Annotated in this window: 10 protein-coding genes; 5 read left to right on the top strand and 5 right to left on the bottom strand. The window is 64.3% G+C overall.

The window, feature by feature from the left end; all coding sequences use genetic code 11:
• Nucleotides 1–219: 219 nt before the first annotated feature.
• Both ACQ4WP_RS22005 and ACQ4WP_RS22000 read right to left on the bottom strand, forming a co-directional pair.
• Entirely contained in the window at nt 220–4,644 is a 4,425-nt protein-coding gene (locus tag ACQ4WP_RS22005; RefSeq protein ID WP_436524381.1) for a translocation/assembly module TamB domain-containing protein, read from the bottom strand.
• A complete protein-coding gene (locus ACQ4WP_RS22000; RefSeq protein WP_436524379.1) occupies nt 4,644–6,563 on the bottom strand; it encodes an autotransporter assembly complex protein TamA in 1,920 nt (639 codons plus the stop codon). Before ACQ4WP_RS22000 ends, ACQ4WP_RS22005 begins: the two co-directional genes overlap by 1 nt.
• Nucleotides 6,564–6,785: 222 nt before the next feature.
• Between ACQ4WP_RS22000 and queC the strand changes: the two genes are divergently transcribed.
• Nucleotides 6,786–7,499: a 7-cyano-7-deazaguanine synthase QueC gene (gene queC / locus ACQ4WP_RS21995; RefSeq protein WP_436524377.1), complete on the top strand. Its 714-nt coding sequence runs from the start codon at nt 6,786–6,788 to the stop codon at nt 7,497–7,499.
• A gap of 113 nt (nt 7,500–7,612) precedes the next feature.
• A complete protein-coding gene (locus ACQ4WP_RS21990; protein ID WP_436524375.1) occupies nt 7,613–7,801 on the top strand; it encodes a sterol desaturase family protein in 189 nt (62 codons plus the stop codon).
• Here ACQ4WP_RS21990 and ACQ4WP_RS21985 read toward each other — a convergent pair.
• Complete coding sequence (locus ACQ4WP_RS21985; protein WP_436524373.1) at nt 7,785–8,258, bottom strand: hypothetical protein; 474 nt, start codon at nt 8,256–8,258, stop codon at nt 7,785–7,787. The genes ACQ4WP_RS21990 and ACQ4WP_RS21985 overlap by 17 nt on opposite strands.
• 299 nt (nt 8,259–8,557) lie before the next feature.
• Here ACQ4WP_RS21985 and ACQ4WP_RS21980 point away from each other — a divergent pair, with 299 nt between their 5' ends.
• On the top strand, nt 8,558–11,563 hold the full coding sequence (locus tag ACQ4WP_RS21980) for a sensor domain-containing diguanylate cyclase (protein WP_436524371.1): 3,006 nt from the start codon (nt 8,558–8,560) through the stop codon (nt 11,561–11,563).
• Here the strand turns inward: ACQ4WP_RS21980 and ACQ4WP_RS21975 are convergent, their stop codons facing one another.
• Nucleotides 11,564–11,938 carry a hypothetical protein gene (locus ACQ4WP_RS21975; protein WP_436524369.1) on the bottom strand — a complete coding sequence of 125 codons (375 nt, stop codon included), beginning with the start codon at nt 11,936–11,938 and terminating at the stop codon, nt 11,564–11,566.
• Nucleotides 11,939–12,150: 212 nt separating this feature from the next.
• Here ACQ4WP_RS21975 and ACQ4WP_RS21970 point away from each other — a divergent pair, with 212 nt between their 5' ends.
• Both ACQ4WP_RS21970 and ACQ4WP_RS21965 read left to right on the top strand, forming a co-directional pair.
• Nucleotides 12,151–12,387 (top strand): hypothetical protein, encoded by a 237-nt coding sequence (locus ACQ4WP_RS21970; RefSeq protein WP_436524367.1) that lies wholly within the window; start codon nt 12,151–12,153, stop codon nt 12,385–12,387.
• 122 nt (nt 12,388–12,509) lie between these two features.
• Nucleotides 12,510–13,022 (top strand): hypothetical protein, encoded by a 513-nt coding sequence (locus tag ACQ4WP_RS21965; protein WP_436504576.1) that lies wholly within the window; start codon nt 12,510–12,512, stop codon nt 13,020–13,022.
• Nucleotides 13,023–13,142: 120 nt separating this feature from the next.
• On the opposite strand, the gene ACQ4WP_RS21960 is transcribed toward ACQ4WP_RS21965, so the two are convergent.
• Nucleotides 13,143–16,319, bottom strand: coding sequence for an efflux RND transporter permease subunit (locus ACQ4WP_RS21960; protein WP_436524365.1), 3,177 nt, complete (start codon nt 16,317–16,319; stop codon nt 13,143–13,145).
• Between the last annotated feature and the right edge of the window lie 4 nt (nt 16,320–16,323).

Here is a 16,323-nt window from a genome sequence, read left to right as displayed (position 1 = left end):
GTAATTTGCCAGGAAATGGAGAGTGTCATCGAGCATAGCCATACAGGTTAACAGCTGGTCCGGGCGTTTACAAGCCCCAAAATAAAAATGCCGTCCAGTCTTAACTGAACGGCATTAGCGCCGAGGCGCCCTTTGTTGTTTGTTGGTCGGGGTCAGACCCGCCGGGGGAATGCGTCCCAATGGGACGCATTCCGATCGCGGAGCGACTGACCCCAGCACTTAATCAAATGCCCAGGTGTACAAAACGTCCAGCGCATTGTTGGTGCCCGTCTGGAACTGCAGGGTGATGCGGCGATTCAATTTGTAGCGCAGCTTGACCAGGCTCGTCGCCGTGCTGGTGCCTTGCTCGAACGTCAGGTAGGCGCGCGAGGACAGGCGTTTGCCGACGGTGACGACCGTGCTTTCCAGCCCTTGCGCCTGCGACAGGCCCACTTCATCGAGTCCCAGCGAACTGGCCAGCTTGCCTTGCAGGCCGCCGCCGGAGCCGCCGAAGAGCGCGCCTGCGGCCGTCGTCAGCAGGGCCATTTCATCGCCGGCCGCCGTTTCCGCGCCATGGCCCAGGATCAGCCAGGCCAGCTTGTCGCTGTCCGACACGCTCGGCGTGGAGACCAGCTTGGCCGTCGGCGCCTGCGCCGTGCCGCGCACTTCCACGCCCGCTTCCACGTTCGTTTCCGACAGCGCTTCGCCTTCGGGGCGCTTGCGCACGGCCAGGATGTTCAGGGATGGGTTGTCGTAGGCGCCCGTGAAGGCGATCAAGCCCCGTTCGATCGACAGCTTCTGCCCGTAGGCCGCGTATTGACCGGTGACAACCTTGATGCTGCCCGTCACGCGCGGTGCGGCGCGGTTGATGACGCGGGCGCGCACATTGCCCGCCAGGTCCGCATCGATGCCCATGCCGCGCAGGTGGAAGGCATTGCCCAGGTCAAATTCCAGGTCGATATTCAGGGGCAAGGACGGCGCTTCCTTGCTGCCCTTGACTTCCTTGCCCAGCACCACCACGTCGCTGCTTTGCGTGGGCGTATCCTGCGGCGCCAGTTCGATCAGCGCGCGGTTGGCCTTGAACTTGCCCTCAAAGCTGAAGCGCTTGTCGTTGCGCACCAGGGTGCTGGTGCCCGACAGGATCAGGGTGCGGTCGGGGCGCGACAGCGCCTGCAGGCGGTCGGCCAGCAGTTTCAGTTCCAGGCTCGCTTCGCCATTTGCAAAGCGTACCCAGCCATCTGCCTGCACCTTGCCGTCGCCGCCGTCAAAGCTCAGGCGCTGCAATTGCAATTGATCGCCCGCCAGCCTGGCTTGCAGCACGCCATTGCGCAATTTCAAGCCTTGGTCGGCCCAGTTCACCAGCAGCTTGCTGCCGTTGATGTCGCCATTCAATTGCGGCGCGCCGATGGTGCCGCTGCCGGACAGGGCCACTTTCAAGGCGCCGCCCAGCTCCAGGCCTGGCTGGCCCGTCAGCGGCGCCAGCCATGCCAGCGAATCGATATTGGTGGTGCCCGTCAGTGAGAGGGCGCTGTCGTTGCTGATGCGTCCGCCCAGCATTTGCACGGTGGCATTGATATCGCTCTGGCCCGCACGCGCGCCATCGAGTTTTACGGCCAGGCGCAGTTGCTGGTTGGCCACGTCGATGCGCGCATCGAGGGTGCGCAAGCCCAGCGCCAGCGGCTGTTCCACGCCCACCGTCACGTCGCCTTTTTCACGGTAGATGTGCAGCATGCCGGCTAAAGACGGGTCTTTCTGCTTGGCCGTCGGCACCTGCATGTCGAGCGACCATTGCGCGCCCAGGGTCAGGTCGCTGCGCGCATTGGCTTGCAGCGAGGGGATCACTTGCGCCAGATAGTTCAGCGCCACGCCGGCCGCCTGGCCGGAACTGGTCCAGCGGGGGCCGTTCTTGACCAGGCTTTGCATGGTGATGCTGCCTGCTGGCAATTTGATGACGGTGTTGCCCACGCTGATCTGTTCAGGCTGGCCCAGGCCCGCCACGCCACTGCCGGCGGGACCGGCCACTTTCACGGGCACGGGCGCTTGCAGCACCAGCGCATAGCGGCCCTTGTTTTGCAGGCTGTCGACCATGCCCGTCCAGCTGGCACCGCTCTGGCTGCCCCGGATTTGCACGGTGGCATCGAAATCGTCATTGCGCGCCGTCAAACTGAGCGTATGGCTGCCGCGCGTGCCCGTCGTGCCCAGGCGGGCGCTGGCCAGCTTGAAGGTGGGCGTGCTGTAGCCCGTGATGTCCAGGCTGCTGACCATGGGGTCGAGCGCACCCTGGCCGGCGCCCACGCTGGCGCTGCCTTTGACGGCTTTCAATTGCTGGTCGCCAAAGAAGGTCAGGTCACGGCCAGAGAGCGTCAGTTGCGCGGCGGGCGCGTCCATCTTGCCCGAGACGGAGCCGGAGGCCTGCAGCACGCCGGCAAAGCGGGGGCCCAGGGTCGACAGTTGCGGCGCATCGAGTTTCCACGTCAGCTGATCCGTGGCGCCGCCCAGCGCGCCCTTGGCCAGCAGGCTGTTCGGTCCCAGGCGCAGTTCCGCATCGACGCTGTCGATCCGTTTCGCGTTGGCCGACAGCTTGGCGTAACCGGCCAGCGGGGCGTTTTGCAGGGTCGATTCGCGCAGCGCCAGGTTGAGGGCCACTTGCCAGTCGCTGGTCAGGCGGCCGCTGCCGTTGAAGTCCGCATTCACGTTGCCGTTGGGCAGTGATGCACCAAAGACGGCCGGGTTGATCTTTTGCAAGGAACCCGTCATTTTCAGTTCCGCTTCCTTCTTCGGTCCCGTCAAGCCCACGTCGCCGCTGGCGTGGATGGCGCTGTCCGGTGCGGGGCGCTTGCCGCTGGTGAGGCCCAGTCCCTTCGCATCGGCAACAAAACTCGTGCGCGGCTGCTGCAGGGTGCCTTGCACCACGCCGCTGGCCAGCACGGCGCCCAGCAAGTCGCTCTGCAAGGCGGAAAGCTGGCGCGCATCGACATTCCAGTTGAGTTTTTCGCCGGCGCCGCCAAAGTTACCCTTAGCCGTGAGATTATTCTTGCCCAACGCCAATTGCACGTCGATGCCGCTGAAATGGGCCGCATCGGCCGTCAGCTTGCCCTTGCCCGACAGGGGCTGGTCGAGCAGCTTGCTGGGGCGCACGGTGAAGTCCGCATTCGCCAGCCACTTGGGGGCCACGTGACCATTTGCACGCACGTCGAGGTTCAGGTCGGCCACGGGGAAGGCGCCGAAGTCGGCCGGGTTCAAGCGGCTGGTGCTGGCCAGGGCCTTGAAGGGTTGCTCGTCCTTCAGGCTGATCTGGCCCGTCGCGTTGACGCTGCTTTTGCCTGCTTGCAAGGTCGCCTTGCGCAGTTGTACCAGGGAATCGGCCAGGGTGGCTTCCAGGTCCAGGCGCAGCTTGGCTTCGCCCAGCTTGGCGCGCAGGGTCTGCGTCTTGCCGTCGCTGTCGAGCACGATATTGCCCACGATCTTGGTGCTGTTGATGCTGCTGTAGATATGCTGCAAGTCGATCTTGTCTGTGTGCAAGGTCAGCTGCGCGTTGCCGATGGGGCCGTCGACGGCGTCGCGGTTGAGCTTGCCGCTACCCGTGAATTTGCCCGCATTGCCGAAGTCGATGATGGCCGACTCCAGCGTGGTGGCCGTCAGGGTGCCGCCCAGGCGCGCCTCGAACTGGCGCAGCGGCAGCTTTTGCTGGTCGATGGGTCCAGGCGTGGCGTGGTTGAGGATGGCCAGCTTGCCCGACACCGTTTGCGCGCTGGGGCGCGTGTCGATGGCGGCATCGAGTTCCAGGCTCAGGTCTGCTTGTGGCAGGGTGGCGTCGAATTTGCCCGGATTGATGTTGCGCCCGCGAATGCTGGCCGAGCGCAGGATGATGACGGGGTCGAACGGCGCCAGCGCCAGTTGGGCGTCGGCCGTGGCCGCGCCCGCGTTGCCCTTGGCCGTCACGTTCAATACGTTCAGGTCGCCGCCCAGCTGCAGATTCAGGGCGGCCGGTTTTTCACCGGCGGCGGCATTGAGCTGCGTCAAGCTCGCCTTGCCTGACAATTTGAACGGCTGCGTGGCGGCAATGGTGGCGCTGGCCGTGGCCTGGCCGAATGGCGTCAGCGCCGAGGCGTCTTCCAGCTGCCATTGCGACTTGTCGCCCGACAAGGTGAAATGGATTTTTTCAAACACCGTGTTGCCGCCCGCGCTGACCAAGGTCACCTTGTCCAGGCGTGCGTCGCTGATGCCGATTTTAAAAGGCGAGGCCAGGCTGGTGGGCATGGTCGACGGTTCCTCGGAGGGCGCCGTGCTTTCCACGGACAGGCTGGCCACATGCAATTCGCTGATGGCGATGCCTTCCGAGAAGAACTGGAACGGCGACCAGTTGATGTCGATATTGTCGGCCGTGATGTACTGCGTCTTGCTGCGGTAGCTGACGTGGCCCAGGTGCATGCGGTTGTACAGCGAGCCGGACACGCCCGTGACGGCGATCTCGCCACCGCTGGCGCTGGCCACTTTTTGCACCAGCATCTGCAAGGTCGATTCGCGGCCCAGGAACCAGAAGGCGGCGCCCAGCAGCACGGCCAGGCTGGCGACGGCGATCAAGAGGTAGCGCAACCAGCGGCGCGGTTTTTTCGCCGGCGGTGGAGGGACGGCGTCGGGCGCCTCGGTAATCATGTCGGACATCAGAAAGTGAATCCCAGAGAGAAGTGCAAACGGTAAGCGTGGACGGCGTGGCCATACGCCACGTCGACATTGATGGGGCCGACGGGGCTCTTGTAGCGCCCGCCCAGGCCATAGCCCGATTTCGGTGTCAGCGCCTTGACGGTATCGGCCGCGTTACCGGCGTCATAGAAGGCGGCAATCGCCCATTTCGGCTTGAACCAGTACTGGTATTCGGCGCTGGCGGTGGCCATGTAGCGCCCGCCGACGGTGGCGTCGCCCTCTTTGACGCCCAGTTCCTGGTAAGCATAGCCGCGCACCGACTGGTCGCCGCCCGCGCGGAACAGGTAGACGGCCGGCACGCCGCGTTTTTCCTTCGAACCCAGCGCGCCCATTTCGCCGCGCACGATCAGCTCGCCTTTTTCACCGAGCGGACGGTAATACACGGCCTTGCCGGCCACGCGCACGAAGCGCTCGTCCGTCAGCACGGGCAGCAGCGCGCCGCCCACCTGGGCATTGAAGACGTAGCCCTTGGTGGGGAATAGCAGGCTGTCGAGGCTGCGCTTGGTGATGGCATAGGTCAGGGGCAAGCTCTTGCTGCGCGTCTGTTCCAGGCCGACGACAGTCTTGTCTTCGCTGAGGAACTCGAACGTCAGGCTGCGCTCGAGGTTGGTGCCGCCCCAGTTGCGCTTGGCCGAGATGGTGGTGACGGCCGTGATTTCGTTGGAAATGTCGCTGCGCTCGAACGAGGCGCCCGCGCTGTCGTTGTAGCCGCGCTCGGTGGTGGGGAAATAGAAGTTGGCATGCGTCGCCTGTTTCTTCGTTTCCATGGTGATCGCGCTCTTGAAGCGCGTGCCCCACACATTCAGGTTGTCATAGTTGAGCTGGGCGCGATTGCCCGTATTCGTACTGAAACCGAGACCGGCGCTGACGTTCTGCTGCTTGTTTTCCGTCACGCGCACGACCAGCGGCAGCAGCGGCGCGGGGCCGCGATTGGCCGGCTTGGCATCGGCGCCGGCGCCGGCGGCATCGGCTTGCTGGCTTTCCTGGCCCGCCTCGATCTGCTCGCCCAAGATGCTGCTCATGTCGGCGCTCACTTCCACGCTGGCAAAGTAGCCCGTGTCCTGCAGGCGCGCCTGCAACGATTGCAGCGCCGATTCGCTGTAATAGTCGCCCGGACGTATCTTGTCGAGGTTGCGGATGATGCTGGCATCGTAGCGTTTCAAGCCTTCGATGCGCAGTTCGCCGAAGCGCAGCTCGGGGCCGCTGTCGAGCACCACCAGCAAGGATACCTTGTGCGTTTCCGGGTCGACCACGGCTTGCGTATCGACCAGCTGAGCGCGCGGATAGCGCGTCTGCACCACTTCGCGCAGCAGCGCACGCTTGGCCGATTCCCAGTCGGCCTGGCGAAACACGCTGCCCGTCTTCAGCGGCCAGCTGCGCTTGAGCGCTTCCGTATCATACTGTTCGGAAGCGGCCAGCGGCGGCGTGGGATCGAAGCCGCGCAATTCCAGCTCGACCTTGTCGATGGTCACCGGTGCGCCCGGTTCGACGTCGACGATGACGACGGGCTTGGCGCCCGTCGTATCGACGCGCACCGTGACGACGGGCGTGTAGTAGCCGGCCGTGGCGACAAGGTTCTTGGCTTGCTCAGGCGTATCACGCACGAGGCGCTGCAATTGCTCGCGGTCCATGCGCGGGTTGCCGCGGAAACGTTCCAGGTCCAGGTTTTTTTCGAGCAACTCATCGAGGTCGCCGGGCGCGTTGACCTTGACCTCGTACTGCAGCGGGGCGGGCGCCGCTTCCGTGCTGACGGGGCTGTCTGCAACGGCGTCTTGCGGGAGCTCTTGTGTGCGCTCTTGCGTCGCTTCCTGCGCGCGGGCCTGGGCGAGCGGGCATATCAAGATGACACTGCCGGCGGCCGCCAGTGTCAGTTGACCCATTACTTTTGGCACTACTTGTGCCAAAATTCGTGGTCGTATCGCCTTGCCGGCAGCCGTATGCCGTATGGGTCGTGCAGAAAACATGGTGCTCCAGATAAGTAAATGCTGACTGCATGTTACCGGAATAGGTAAACTGATGGCGGACGAATAAGTATTTTTTGCATAGGGAATCTCGTTTCCCCGTGCACTATTGCAACAGATAAAAACATGGAAAGAAAATTTATGCTAGCAACGGACTCCGCACTGGTGCTCTTTAGCGGTGGACAAGATTCCACCACCTGCCTGGCCTGGGCCTTGAAAAACTATAGCCGCGTGGAAACCATCGGCTTTGACTATGGGCAGCGCCATGCAATCGAACTGACGGTGCGTCCCGGCGTGCTTGAGCAGATACGCCAGCAGTCGCCCGAGTGGGACAGCCGCCTGGGTCAGGATCACATGATCGACCTGTCCTTGATTTCCGCCATTTCCGATACGGCCATGACGCAGAACGTCGAGATCGTCATGCAGGAAAACGGCTTGCCGAACACCTTTGTTCCTGGACGCAACTTGTTGTTCATGACGGTGGCCGCTACCGTGGCGTATCGCCGCGGCCTGACGGTGCTGGTCGGCGGCATGTGCGAGACGGATTTTTCCGGCTACCCGGATTGCCGCGATGACACGATGAAGGCGCTGCAAGTGGCCCTGAACCTGGGCATGAATACGCGATTGAAACTGGAAACGCCGCTGATGTGGCTGGACAAGGCGCAAAGCTGGGACCTGGCGGAAGACCTGGGCGGCCAGCCGCTGGTCGACCTGATCCGCAGCGGCACGCACACCTGTTATCTGGGTGAGCGGGGCGAGCTGCACGACTGGGGCTATGGCTGCGGCACTTGCCCCGCCTGTGCCTTGCGCATGTATGGCTACCAGCAATACGCGGCGAGAAAGGCGGCGAAGTAAACGGATTGCGCCGTTTCTTCAAGCGGCGCGGCAGGGTTGACGGCCATGCTGTGGTTTTTGCCACAGGAGCGTCTTGCCATGAAATCCCTCGTTGCCGCGCTGTATGGCCCCCGTTGCGCCACGTGTTCGCCTGGGCGGCCCTGCACCGTTTCCACCACATGAAATACGGCACGGCAGGCGACGTGAATTTCAGCCTGTTTTTTACGTGCCGGGACCGCCTGCTGGGCACCGCCTTCGACGCGCCCGAGTTGCCGGCCGGCTTGAAGCAGGCGCTCAATCGAGTCATCAATCGAGCAGCTTGACGTTGAGCTGGCGCAAGCTGCGCTCGGCGCGCACGCTGAACAGGCTGCGCATGGTGCGCATGGTGCGCGACAAATGCGCCGCCCCGGCCACGGCGGCCGCGCTGACCTTGCCGGACAGCAGCGCATCGACCTGGTCCAGCGCGCGCTGCACGCGTGCGTCGGCCAGGGTTGCGCGCGGCTGCCCGGCTGCCCGGCTGCCCATGCTGGGCGCGCCTGCGCTACCGGCGGCCGCCAGCAAGGCCGGCCCGCTCAGGATGGCGTGCGGGTGCAGGCTCTCGACCAGCAAGTGCCGCGCCGTGTGGACGATGCCGTCGAGTTCGGCCGTGAAGGGCGCCCCGGTGCCCAGCATCAGCTGGTGCGCATAATGGGCGTGGCTGCCCATGGCGCCCACCGCGCCATGCAAGATGGCAAAGTCCGGCGCCAGCCATAGTGTTCCCTGCCAGCTATCCTGCTGCAAACGTGACTGCTTGATGATGGATTGCGGGGCGATCCTACCAGCGAGAGGGGATTGTTTTCACGGCATCGAATTTTCCGGGAGTACACATTATTGTCTTTACGAAATGTATGGTCTTTTGAATACAATATTCAGCATTGCAAGGGCGCCCGCTGTAACGTACTATCATTCTCATCGACTACCGATGGTAGTCGTGCAGCCCGCTGCCAGCCATGTTGCTGGCCGTGTAGCGGTTGGATACCTGTTCTGCTTTTCCGCCTGTCATGCCTACACGCGCGTCTACGTCGTGGTTTGCTCGCTCAGTGTCGCACTGGGGGGGGCCGCGCGTGCTGGCCGCGCTGGTGCTGGCGTTGTGCCTGGGACTGACGTATGGCGCCTGGCGCAATGCCCACGACGCCAGCGAACAGCAGGTGCAGGCCGATTTTGACTTCCGCGTGCGTCAACTGGTGGACAACATCGTCGTCCGCATGCAGACCTACATCCAGGTGCTGCACGGCGTGCAGGGACTGTATGTCAGTTCGCAGGACGTCACGCGCAGCGAATTTCATGCCTATCTGGCGGTGCAGCAGGTGGACCGGCACTTCCCCGGCATCCAGGGCATCGGCTACCTGCCGCTGTTGCCCGATGCCGGGCTGGCGCGGCACGAAGCGAGCGTGCGCGCGGAGGGCTATCCCGGCTATGCCGTGCGTCCGTACGGCCAGCGTGCCTGGCATGCGCCCATCACCTATCTGGAACCATTGAGCGAGAGCAACCTGCTGGCATTCGGCTATGACCTCTGGTCCGAACCCGTGCGCCGCACCGCGCTCGAGCAGGCGCGCGACACGGGCCAGGCCGCCATGACGGGCAAGCTCCACCTGGTGCAAGATGGCGGCAGCGCCCCGGCGCATGGCTTCCTGGTTGTGCTGCCCGTATATGACAATGGCTTGCCGCATGCGAGCGTGGAGCAGCGGCGCGCCGCCTTGCGCGCCTGGGTGTTTGCACCGTTCCGCATGGGCGACCTGATGGCGGGCGTGGGCGGCGAGGGGGCGCGCCAGTTGGACCTGAAAATCTATGATGGCGCGCAACGGACCGAGGCGGCCCTGATGTATGACAGCTTGCCGGATACACAGTCGTCTGCCGCGTCGGACAGCCTGGTGTCGCAGCAGGCGATCAGCATCGCCGGCCATGCCTGGACCTTGCGCGTGCGCGCCATGCCGGGCTTCGATGGCGAGGTGCTGGCGCGGCCCCGCCTGATGGCCTGGAGCGGCTTGCTGGCCAGCATCGTGCTGGCGCTGGCGGCCTGGCTGCTGGCGGCGGGCCGCGCCCGCGCCCAGGCGGCGCTGGCGCGCTCAAGCGAGCTGACTGGCCAGCTGGAGCAGGGACAGGCGAACGTGCTGGCGATGGCCGAGGCGGCGCAGCGCAGCCAGGCCATGCTGCGCAGCATCCTCGATTCGACCATCGACGGCATCCTGGTCGACAACATCGATGGCCGCATCTTCACCTCGAACCGGCGCTTCCGCGACCTGTGGCAAGTGCCCGATGCGCTCGACTGGCAAGCCGATGGCGCGGCGCTGGTGCGCCATGTGCAAAGCCAGCTGGAGCAAGCGGCGCCTTTCCTGGGAGCACGCGCCCACGCGCCGCACGGCCACCGCGAACGGCGCGATGTGCTGCACTTGGGCGATGGACGGGTGGTCGAGCAATATGTGCGCAGCATGCAGCTGGGCAACGAACAGGCGCGCTTGTGGACCTTCCGCGATATCAGCGAGCGCAGCCAGATGGAACGGCGCGAGCACACGCGGCGCCAGGTGCTGGAAATGCTGGCCACGGGCGCACCGCTGGAACGGGTGCTGGAAAGCGTGGTGCTGAGCGTGCAGGCCGACCATCCCGCCATGCTGTGCAGCATCTTGCTGCTCGATGAAAATCGCCACCGCCTAGTGCTGGGTGCGGCGCCCAGCTTGCCCGCATTTTTTAACTTGTCCAGCCATGGCCATGACCTCGACACCCTGCAGGGCGTGCATGGCATCGCTGCGCAAGCCGTACGCGACGGCCAGCGCGTGATCGTGGCCGACTTGCATGCCGCTGCCAATGTGCAAGAGACGATGGAACTGGCGTGGCGAGCCCAGCTGCAATCGTGCTGGGCCGAGCCCGTGCGTGGTGGCTCGGGCAAGATACTCGGCGCCCTGATGGCGTATCACCGCCAGCCCACGCTGCCGGGCGCGGCGCATCTGGCGCGGCTGGGCGAGGCGGCGCACCTGGCCGGCATGGCCATCGAACAGGCGCAGGTGGCGCTGGCCCTGCGCGCCGGCGAAGCGCGTTTCCGCAGCCTGTACGACCATGCGCCCGTGGCCCTGTGGGAACAGGACTGGTCGGCCGTGCGCGCCGCGCTCGATGCGCTCGAGCAAGCGGGCGTGCGCGACCTGGGCGCCCACTTTCACGCCAATCCGGATGCGCTGCAGCGGCTGGCGGGGCTGGTGCGCATCATCGATGCGAACGGCGCCGCACTGGCGCAGGTGCGTGCCAACGAGGACGACCAGCGCCGCGGCGCGCTGGGCCTGGCACAGAATTTCGATGACAGCGCCTTGCCCCGCTTCGGCGATGCACTGCTGGCGCTGGCTGGCGGCGCCCACCTGTACGAGTGCGAGAGCAGCTTCGTGCGTCTCGATGGTGCGGCGCGCCAAAATGAATTGAGCTTGCTGGTGATGCCCGGCCATGCGGACAGCCTGGACTTTGTCATGGTCTCTTCGCTCGATATCACCGAGCGCAAGCGCATGAACGCGGAATTGCTGCAGCTGGCCACCACCGATTTTCTCACCGGCTTGCCGAACCGGCGCCACTTCATGGCGGCGCTGGAAAACGAGCATGCACGGCTGCAGCGCGAGCTGGCCAGCTGCGCCAGCGTGCTGATGCTCGACATCGATCACTTCAAGCGCGTCAACGACGAGTATGGCCACGCGGTGGGCGATACTGTGCTGCGGCACCTGGGCGCGCTGATGTGCCAGGCGCTGCGCAAGGTCGACGTGCCGGGCCGCGTAGGCGGCGAAGAATTCGCCATCTTGCTGCCGGGTACCGACCTGGCGGCGGCGGCCGTGTTTGCCGAACGGTTGCGCCGGCGCGTGGCGGAAAGTTCCTTGACCACCGATGGCGGCATCCTGATCACCATCACGGTGAGCATCGGCATGGCCGCCATGGCAGGTACCGATGCCGATTCCGACGCCGTGCTGGCACGCGCCGACGAGGCGCTGTACCGGGCCAAGCGGGGCGGGCGCAACCGCATCGAACAGAATGACGGCGGCAGCGACGGCGTGCTCAGCAAGTTCATGGCGCAGTGATTACAGGCTGTGCTGACGCGCTTGCGTCTGCTTGCGGTTGCGGCTGACGATCAGCCAGACGATGGCGATGGGAATCAGCAGCGGCAGCAGCACGGGCGTGCTCAGCGCCAGCGCCAGCACCACGCACAAGGCCACCACGGCGATCAGCACCACGCCCACGCCGGCCAGTACTACGCCTGTGACGACGGCGGCGCACACCAGCGCAATGGCGGCGATCAGCAAGCCGCCGCCGGCAAACACCAGGCCGAACAGCCACTCCAGCGGCCCATCGATATCGTCGCCGTGGAACTGCATGTGCATGTCGCTGCCGCCGATCTTGTCGAGGAACAGGCAGGCGAGCATGACGATGAGGATGAAGGTGAGAAATTTTTTCATGGTGAGCCTCAGTGTGTGGGTGATGGGGTGTTGCATGCTACACACTGTAGGGGGGCGCCCGGCTGGCCGCCAGCGGCGTGCGACAGGCGGTCAATATCACGGTATGGAAGGTCTGCACGGGCGGGTAACGCTGATCTGGAACAAGATTTCTTTTCTTGTAATACGCGCAAGCCGTCCTATACTGAACACCTCAGTCTCGCAAGGAGGGCAACATGCTTTTGTTTGCAGATACCGGGGATCAATCGCTATCCCTTTCTGGTCATCACATCACGCGCCAGCGTAGCGCCCCGCAGTCCTGCGCCGAACCCGTCGGCGCGCCATCGGCGATACCGCCGATCATCATCAATCCCTTTAATTACCATGCGCCACTGCCAGCCATCGACCCGCGCTGGGTACCGCCCGGTCCTCCGCTGACCTGGCCCAACCGGCCTGCCATGTCCATGTGCTGATGGCTGCCGCGGCGGCAGGCTGGCTCGTGCTGTGTGACGTTCCGTCGCGCTTGCGGCAAGGCGGCACGGGAGGGCATTTTCGACTATCATGCTAGCCCCGACCTTCCATCACGAGCACCGCCATGAGTACCGATTTCCCCGACTTTTCCGACGAAGCAGCCGAGCAAGACAATGACGCCCCGATCCAGGAGCCGCGCCTGTGGGTGGGCAATGGCTGGACGGCGCGCGTGATCAAGAACGAGGAAGATGAAGGCTGGGCCGTGGCCATGATCAAGGATGGCGAACCGGAGCCGGCTCTGGTGGGACCATGGACCATGGGTCGCGACAAGAAAAACCCGAAGCCGCTCGACGTCAACGCGTTTAATACGCTGGTGAAGACGGCTTCGGAAGTGCTGCGCCGCCACGAGCAGCAGCTGCATGCGCAATTGCACAAGAACCTGTTTGTCGCCACCGACGAGGGGCAAATCAAGGTGATGTTCGATATCGTGCCCGATGAAGACCACCCGTACGCGGAACTGAGCGCCTACGACGCGGATGGCGAACAGATCGCCAAGGTGCGCACCTCGGCCGCCTTCAAGTTCAACGCCACGTCCGCGGCGAACTGGATCGAAGGCGGCTACCGCAAGCCGGGCTAGCAAAATCTACTGCGCGGCACGCTTTGCGGCCTCCGATGCTCGCTGTACTTGAGTACAGCTCCGCTTCTCAGCCACAAATCGAAGCCGCTCGCTACGATTTTGCTACGCCTGGTTCCCGTCCTACAGCTGTACCACCGCGCCTTCGGGCGCGGCCTGCATTTCCACTTCCTCTTCCCTGCGGTACGCCAGCCGGTACAGCAGCGGCAGCACCAGCAGGGTCAGGGCCGTCGAGGACAGGATGCCGCCGATCACCACGGTGGCCAGCGGACGCTGCACTTCGGCGCCCGTGCCCGTGGCAATGGCCATCGGCACGAAGCCCAGCGAGGCCACCAGCGCCGTCATCAAGACGGGACGCAGGCGCGTGATGGCCCCTACACGTATCGCCTCCTGCAAGGGCATGCCCTGTTCGCGCAGCTGGCGGATGTAGGCGATCATCACCAGGCCGTTCAGCACGGCCACGCCGGACAGGGCGATGAAGCCCACCGCTGCCGAGATCGACATGGGAATGTCGCGCAGCCACAGGGCGACGATACCGCCCGTCAAGGCGAACGGGATGCCGCTGAACACCAATAACCCATCTTTCACGTTGCCGAACATGGCAAACAGCAAGACGAAGACGAGGGCCAGCGCCACGGGCACCACCAGCTCCAGGCGTTTCGTGGCCGACTGCAATTGCTCGAACTGGCCGCCCCAGCTGGTCCAGTAACCGGGGGGGATGGCCACTTGCGCCTGTAACTGCTGCGTCGCGTCGGCCACGAAGGAGCCGATATCGCGCCCGCGCACGTTGGCGCTGACGACGATGCGGCGCTTGCCGTCTTCGCGGCTGATCTGGTTCGGCCCCGGCGCCACTTGCAGGCTGGCCACTTCACCGAGCGGGATGAAGCGGGCGCGGCCTTCCGCCGCCGCCCCCAGGGGCAGGGCGATGGGCAGGCGTTTCAACTGCTCCAGGTCGCTGCGCAGGCTGTCGGGCAGGCGCACGACGATGTCGAAGCGGCGGTCGCCCTGGAACAGGGTGCCCGCTTCTTGCCCGCCGATGGCCGTGGCAATCGCCGCTTGCACGTCGGCAATGTTGAGGCCGTAGCGGGCCGTTTGCTCGCGGTCGATCTGCACCGTCAGCATGGGCAAGCCCGTCGTTTGTTCCACTTTCACTTCCGTCGCGCCAGGAATCTTGCCCAGCACGCCTGCGATCTTCGCCGCCGTGCTGTCGAGCACGGTCATGTCGTCGCCGAACAGTTTTACGGCCACGTCGCTGCGCACACCGGAAATCAGTTCATTGAAGCGCAGCTGGATCGGTTGCGAAAACTCGTAGTTGTTGCCCGGCAAGCTGGTGGCCGTCGCCTCGATTTCCGCCAGCAATTGCTCGCGCGATTTCTTTGGTTCCGGCCATTGGTCGCGCGGCTTGAGCATGATGTAGCCATCGGAAATATTCGGCGGCATGGGGTCAGAGGCGATCTCGGCCGTTCCCGTGCGGGCGAACACGCGCGCGATTTCCTTGTGGTTACTCATCAGTTTGCTTTCCAGCTGCTGCTGCATGGCCAGCGACTGGCTCAAGCTGGTGCCGGGGATGCGCAGGGCCTGGATGGCGATGTCGCCCTCGTTCAGGCTGGGCACGAACTCGCTGCCCATGCGCGTGGCCAGCAAGCCCGACAGCAATACGGCCACCGCTGCGCCCGTCAGCACGACGGGCGTGTTGCGCATCACCTTGTCCAGCAGCGGCGCATACCAGCGCTTGGCGGCGCGCATGATGGCGTTTTCTTTCTCCGCTACCTTGTCGCCGATAAACAGCGCCACGGCGGCCGGAATGAAAGTGATCGACAGCAGCATGGCGCCCAGCAGGGCGATCACCACCGTCAGGGCCATCGGCGTAAACATGCGGCCTTCCACGCCCGTCAGCGCGAAGATGGGCAGGTACACGACCATGATGATCAGCTGACCATACAGCAAGGGCCGGCGCGCCTCTTGCGATGCCGCAAACACTTCATGAAAGCGCTCCTGCAAGGTCAACGGTCGTCCCAGTTTCTGTTGCGCATGGGCGAGGCGGCGCACGCAGTTTTCCACGATCACCACGGCGCCATCGATGATGATGCCGAAGTCCAGCGCACCCAGGCTCATCAGGTTCGCGCTCACATGGTATTGCACCATGCCCGTAAACGTGAACAGCATGGCCAGCGGGATCACCATGGCCGTGATGATGGCCGCGCGGATATTGCCGAGGAACAGGAACAGGATGGCGATCACCAAGACCGCGCCTTCCAGCAGGTTTTTCTTCACCGTATTGATGGCCTTGTCGACCAGCACCGTGCGGTCATACACGGTGACGGCGTGCACGCCTTTCGGCAGGCTGCGGTTGATTTCCAGCATCTTTTTATCCACCGCCTGCGACACGGCGCGGCTGTTCTGCCCGATCAGCATGAAGACCGTGCCCAGCACCACTTCGCGGCCGTTTTCCGTGGCCGCGCCCGTGCGCAGCTCGCGCCCCAGCACCACGTCGGCGACGTCGCGGATGCGGATGGCCACGCCCTGCACATTGGCGACGACGATGTTGCCGATATCGCTTTTTGACGCCACCTGGCCCGGCGCGCGTATCAACAGCTGCTCGCCCTGCCTTTCGATATAGCCGGCGCCCACGTTGCCGTTGTTGCGTTCGAGCGCCGTCACCACGTCTTGCAGGCTGATGCCGTAGGCGGCCAGTTTTTGCGGGTAGGGTGCCACCTGGTACTGCTTGGCGTAGCCGCCGATGGCATTGATTTCCGTGACGCCCGTGACATTGCGCAATTGCGGCTTGATGATCCAGTCCTGGATTTCGCGCAAGTCCGTCGGCGTGTAGGGCGTGCCATCGGGCTTTTTCGCACCGTCTTGCGTTTCCACCGTCCACAGGTAGATTTCACCCAGGCCCGTGGAAACGGGACCCATCTTTGGCGTGATGCCGGCCGGCAAGCTTTCCTTGGCTTCCTGCAAGCGCTCGTTGATCATCTGGCGGGCAAAATAGATGTCCGTGCCATCCTTGAAAATCACCGTCACTTGCGACAGGCCATAGCGCGACAGCGAGCGCGTCTGTTCCAGGTTCGGCAAGCCGGCCATGGCCGTCTCGATGGGGAAGGTGACGCGCTGCTCGGTTTCCAGCGGCGAATAGCCGGCGGACTGGGTATTGATTTGCACCTGCACATTGGTGATATCGGGTACGGCGTCGATGGGCAGCTTTTGATAGCTGTAGATGCCCAGGCCAGCCATGGCGGCGACGGCCAGCATTACCAGCCAGCGCTGCTCGATGGCGAAGCGGATCAAGCGTTCAAACATGATG

Source organism: Janthinobacterium lyxosi (assembly GCF_051380665.1).
GTDB lineage: Bacteria > Pseudomonadota > Gammaproteobacteria > Burkholderiales > Burkholderiaceae_D > Janthinobacterium.
This window is presented reverse-complemented; position numbering and strand designations above follow the sequence as displayed.

Excerpts from the sequence above, each read along its gene's own strand:
- ACQ4WP_RS21965 (WP_436504576.1), top strand. The coding sequence starts at position 12,510 with ATGAGTACCGATTTCCCCGACTTTTCCGACGAAGCAGCCGAGCAAGAC.
- ACQ4WP_RS22000 (WP_436524379.1), bottom strand. The coding sequence starts at position 6,563 with ATGGGTCAACTGACACTGGCGGCCGCCGGCAGTGTCATCTTGATATGC.
- ACQ4WP_RS21975 (WP_436524369.1), bottom strand. The coding sequence starts at position 11,938 with ATGAAAAAATTTCTCACCTTCATCCTCATCGTCATGCTCGCCTGCCTG.
- ACQ4WP_RS21960 (WP_436524365.1), bottom strand. The coding sequence starts at position 16,319 with ATGTTTGAACGCTTGATCCGCTTCGCCATCGAGCAGCGCTGGCTGGTA.
- ACQ4WP_RS22005 (WP_436524381.1), bottom strand. The coding sequence starts at position 4,644 with ATGTCCGACATGATTACCGAGGCGCCCGACGCCGTCCCTCCACCGCCG.
- queC (WP_436524377.1), top strand. The coding sequence starts at position 6,786 with ATGCTAGCAACGGACTCCGCACTGGTGCTCTTTAGCGGTGGACAAGAT.
- ACQ4WP_RS21970 (WP_436524367.1), top strand. The coding sequence starts at position 12,151 with ATGCTTTTGTTTGCAGATACCGGGGATCAATCGCTATCCCTTTCTGGT.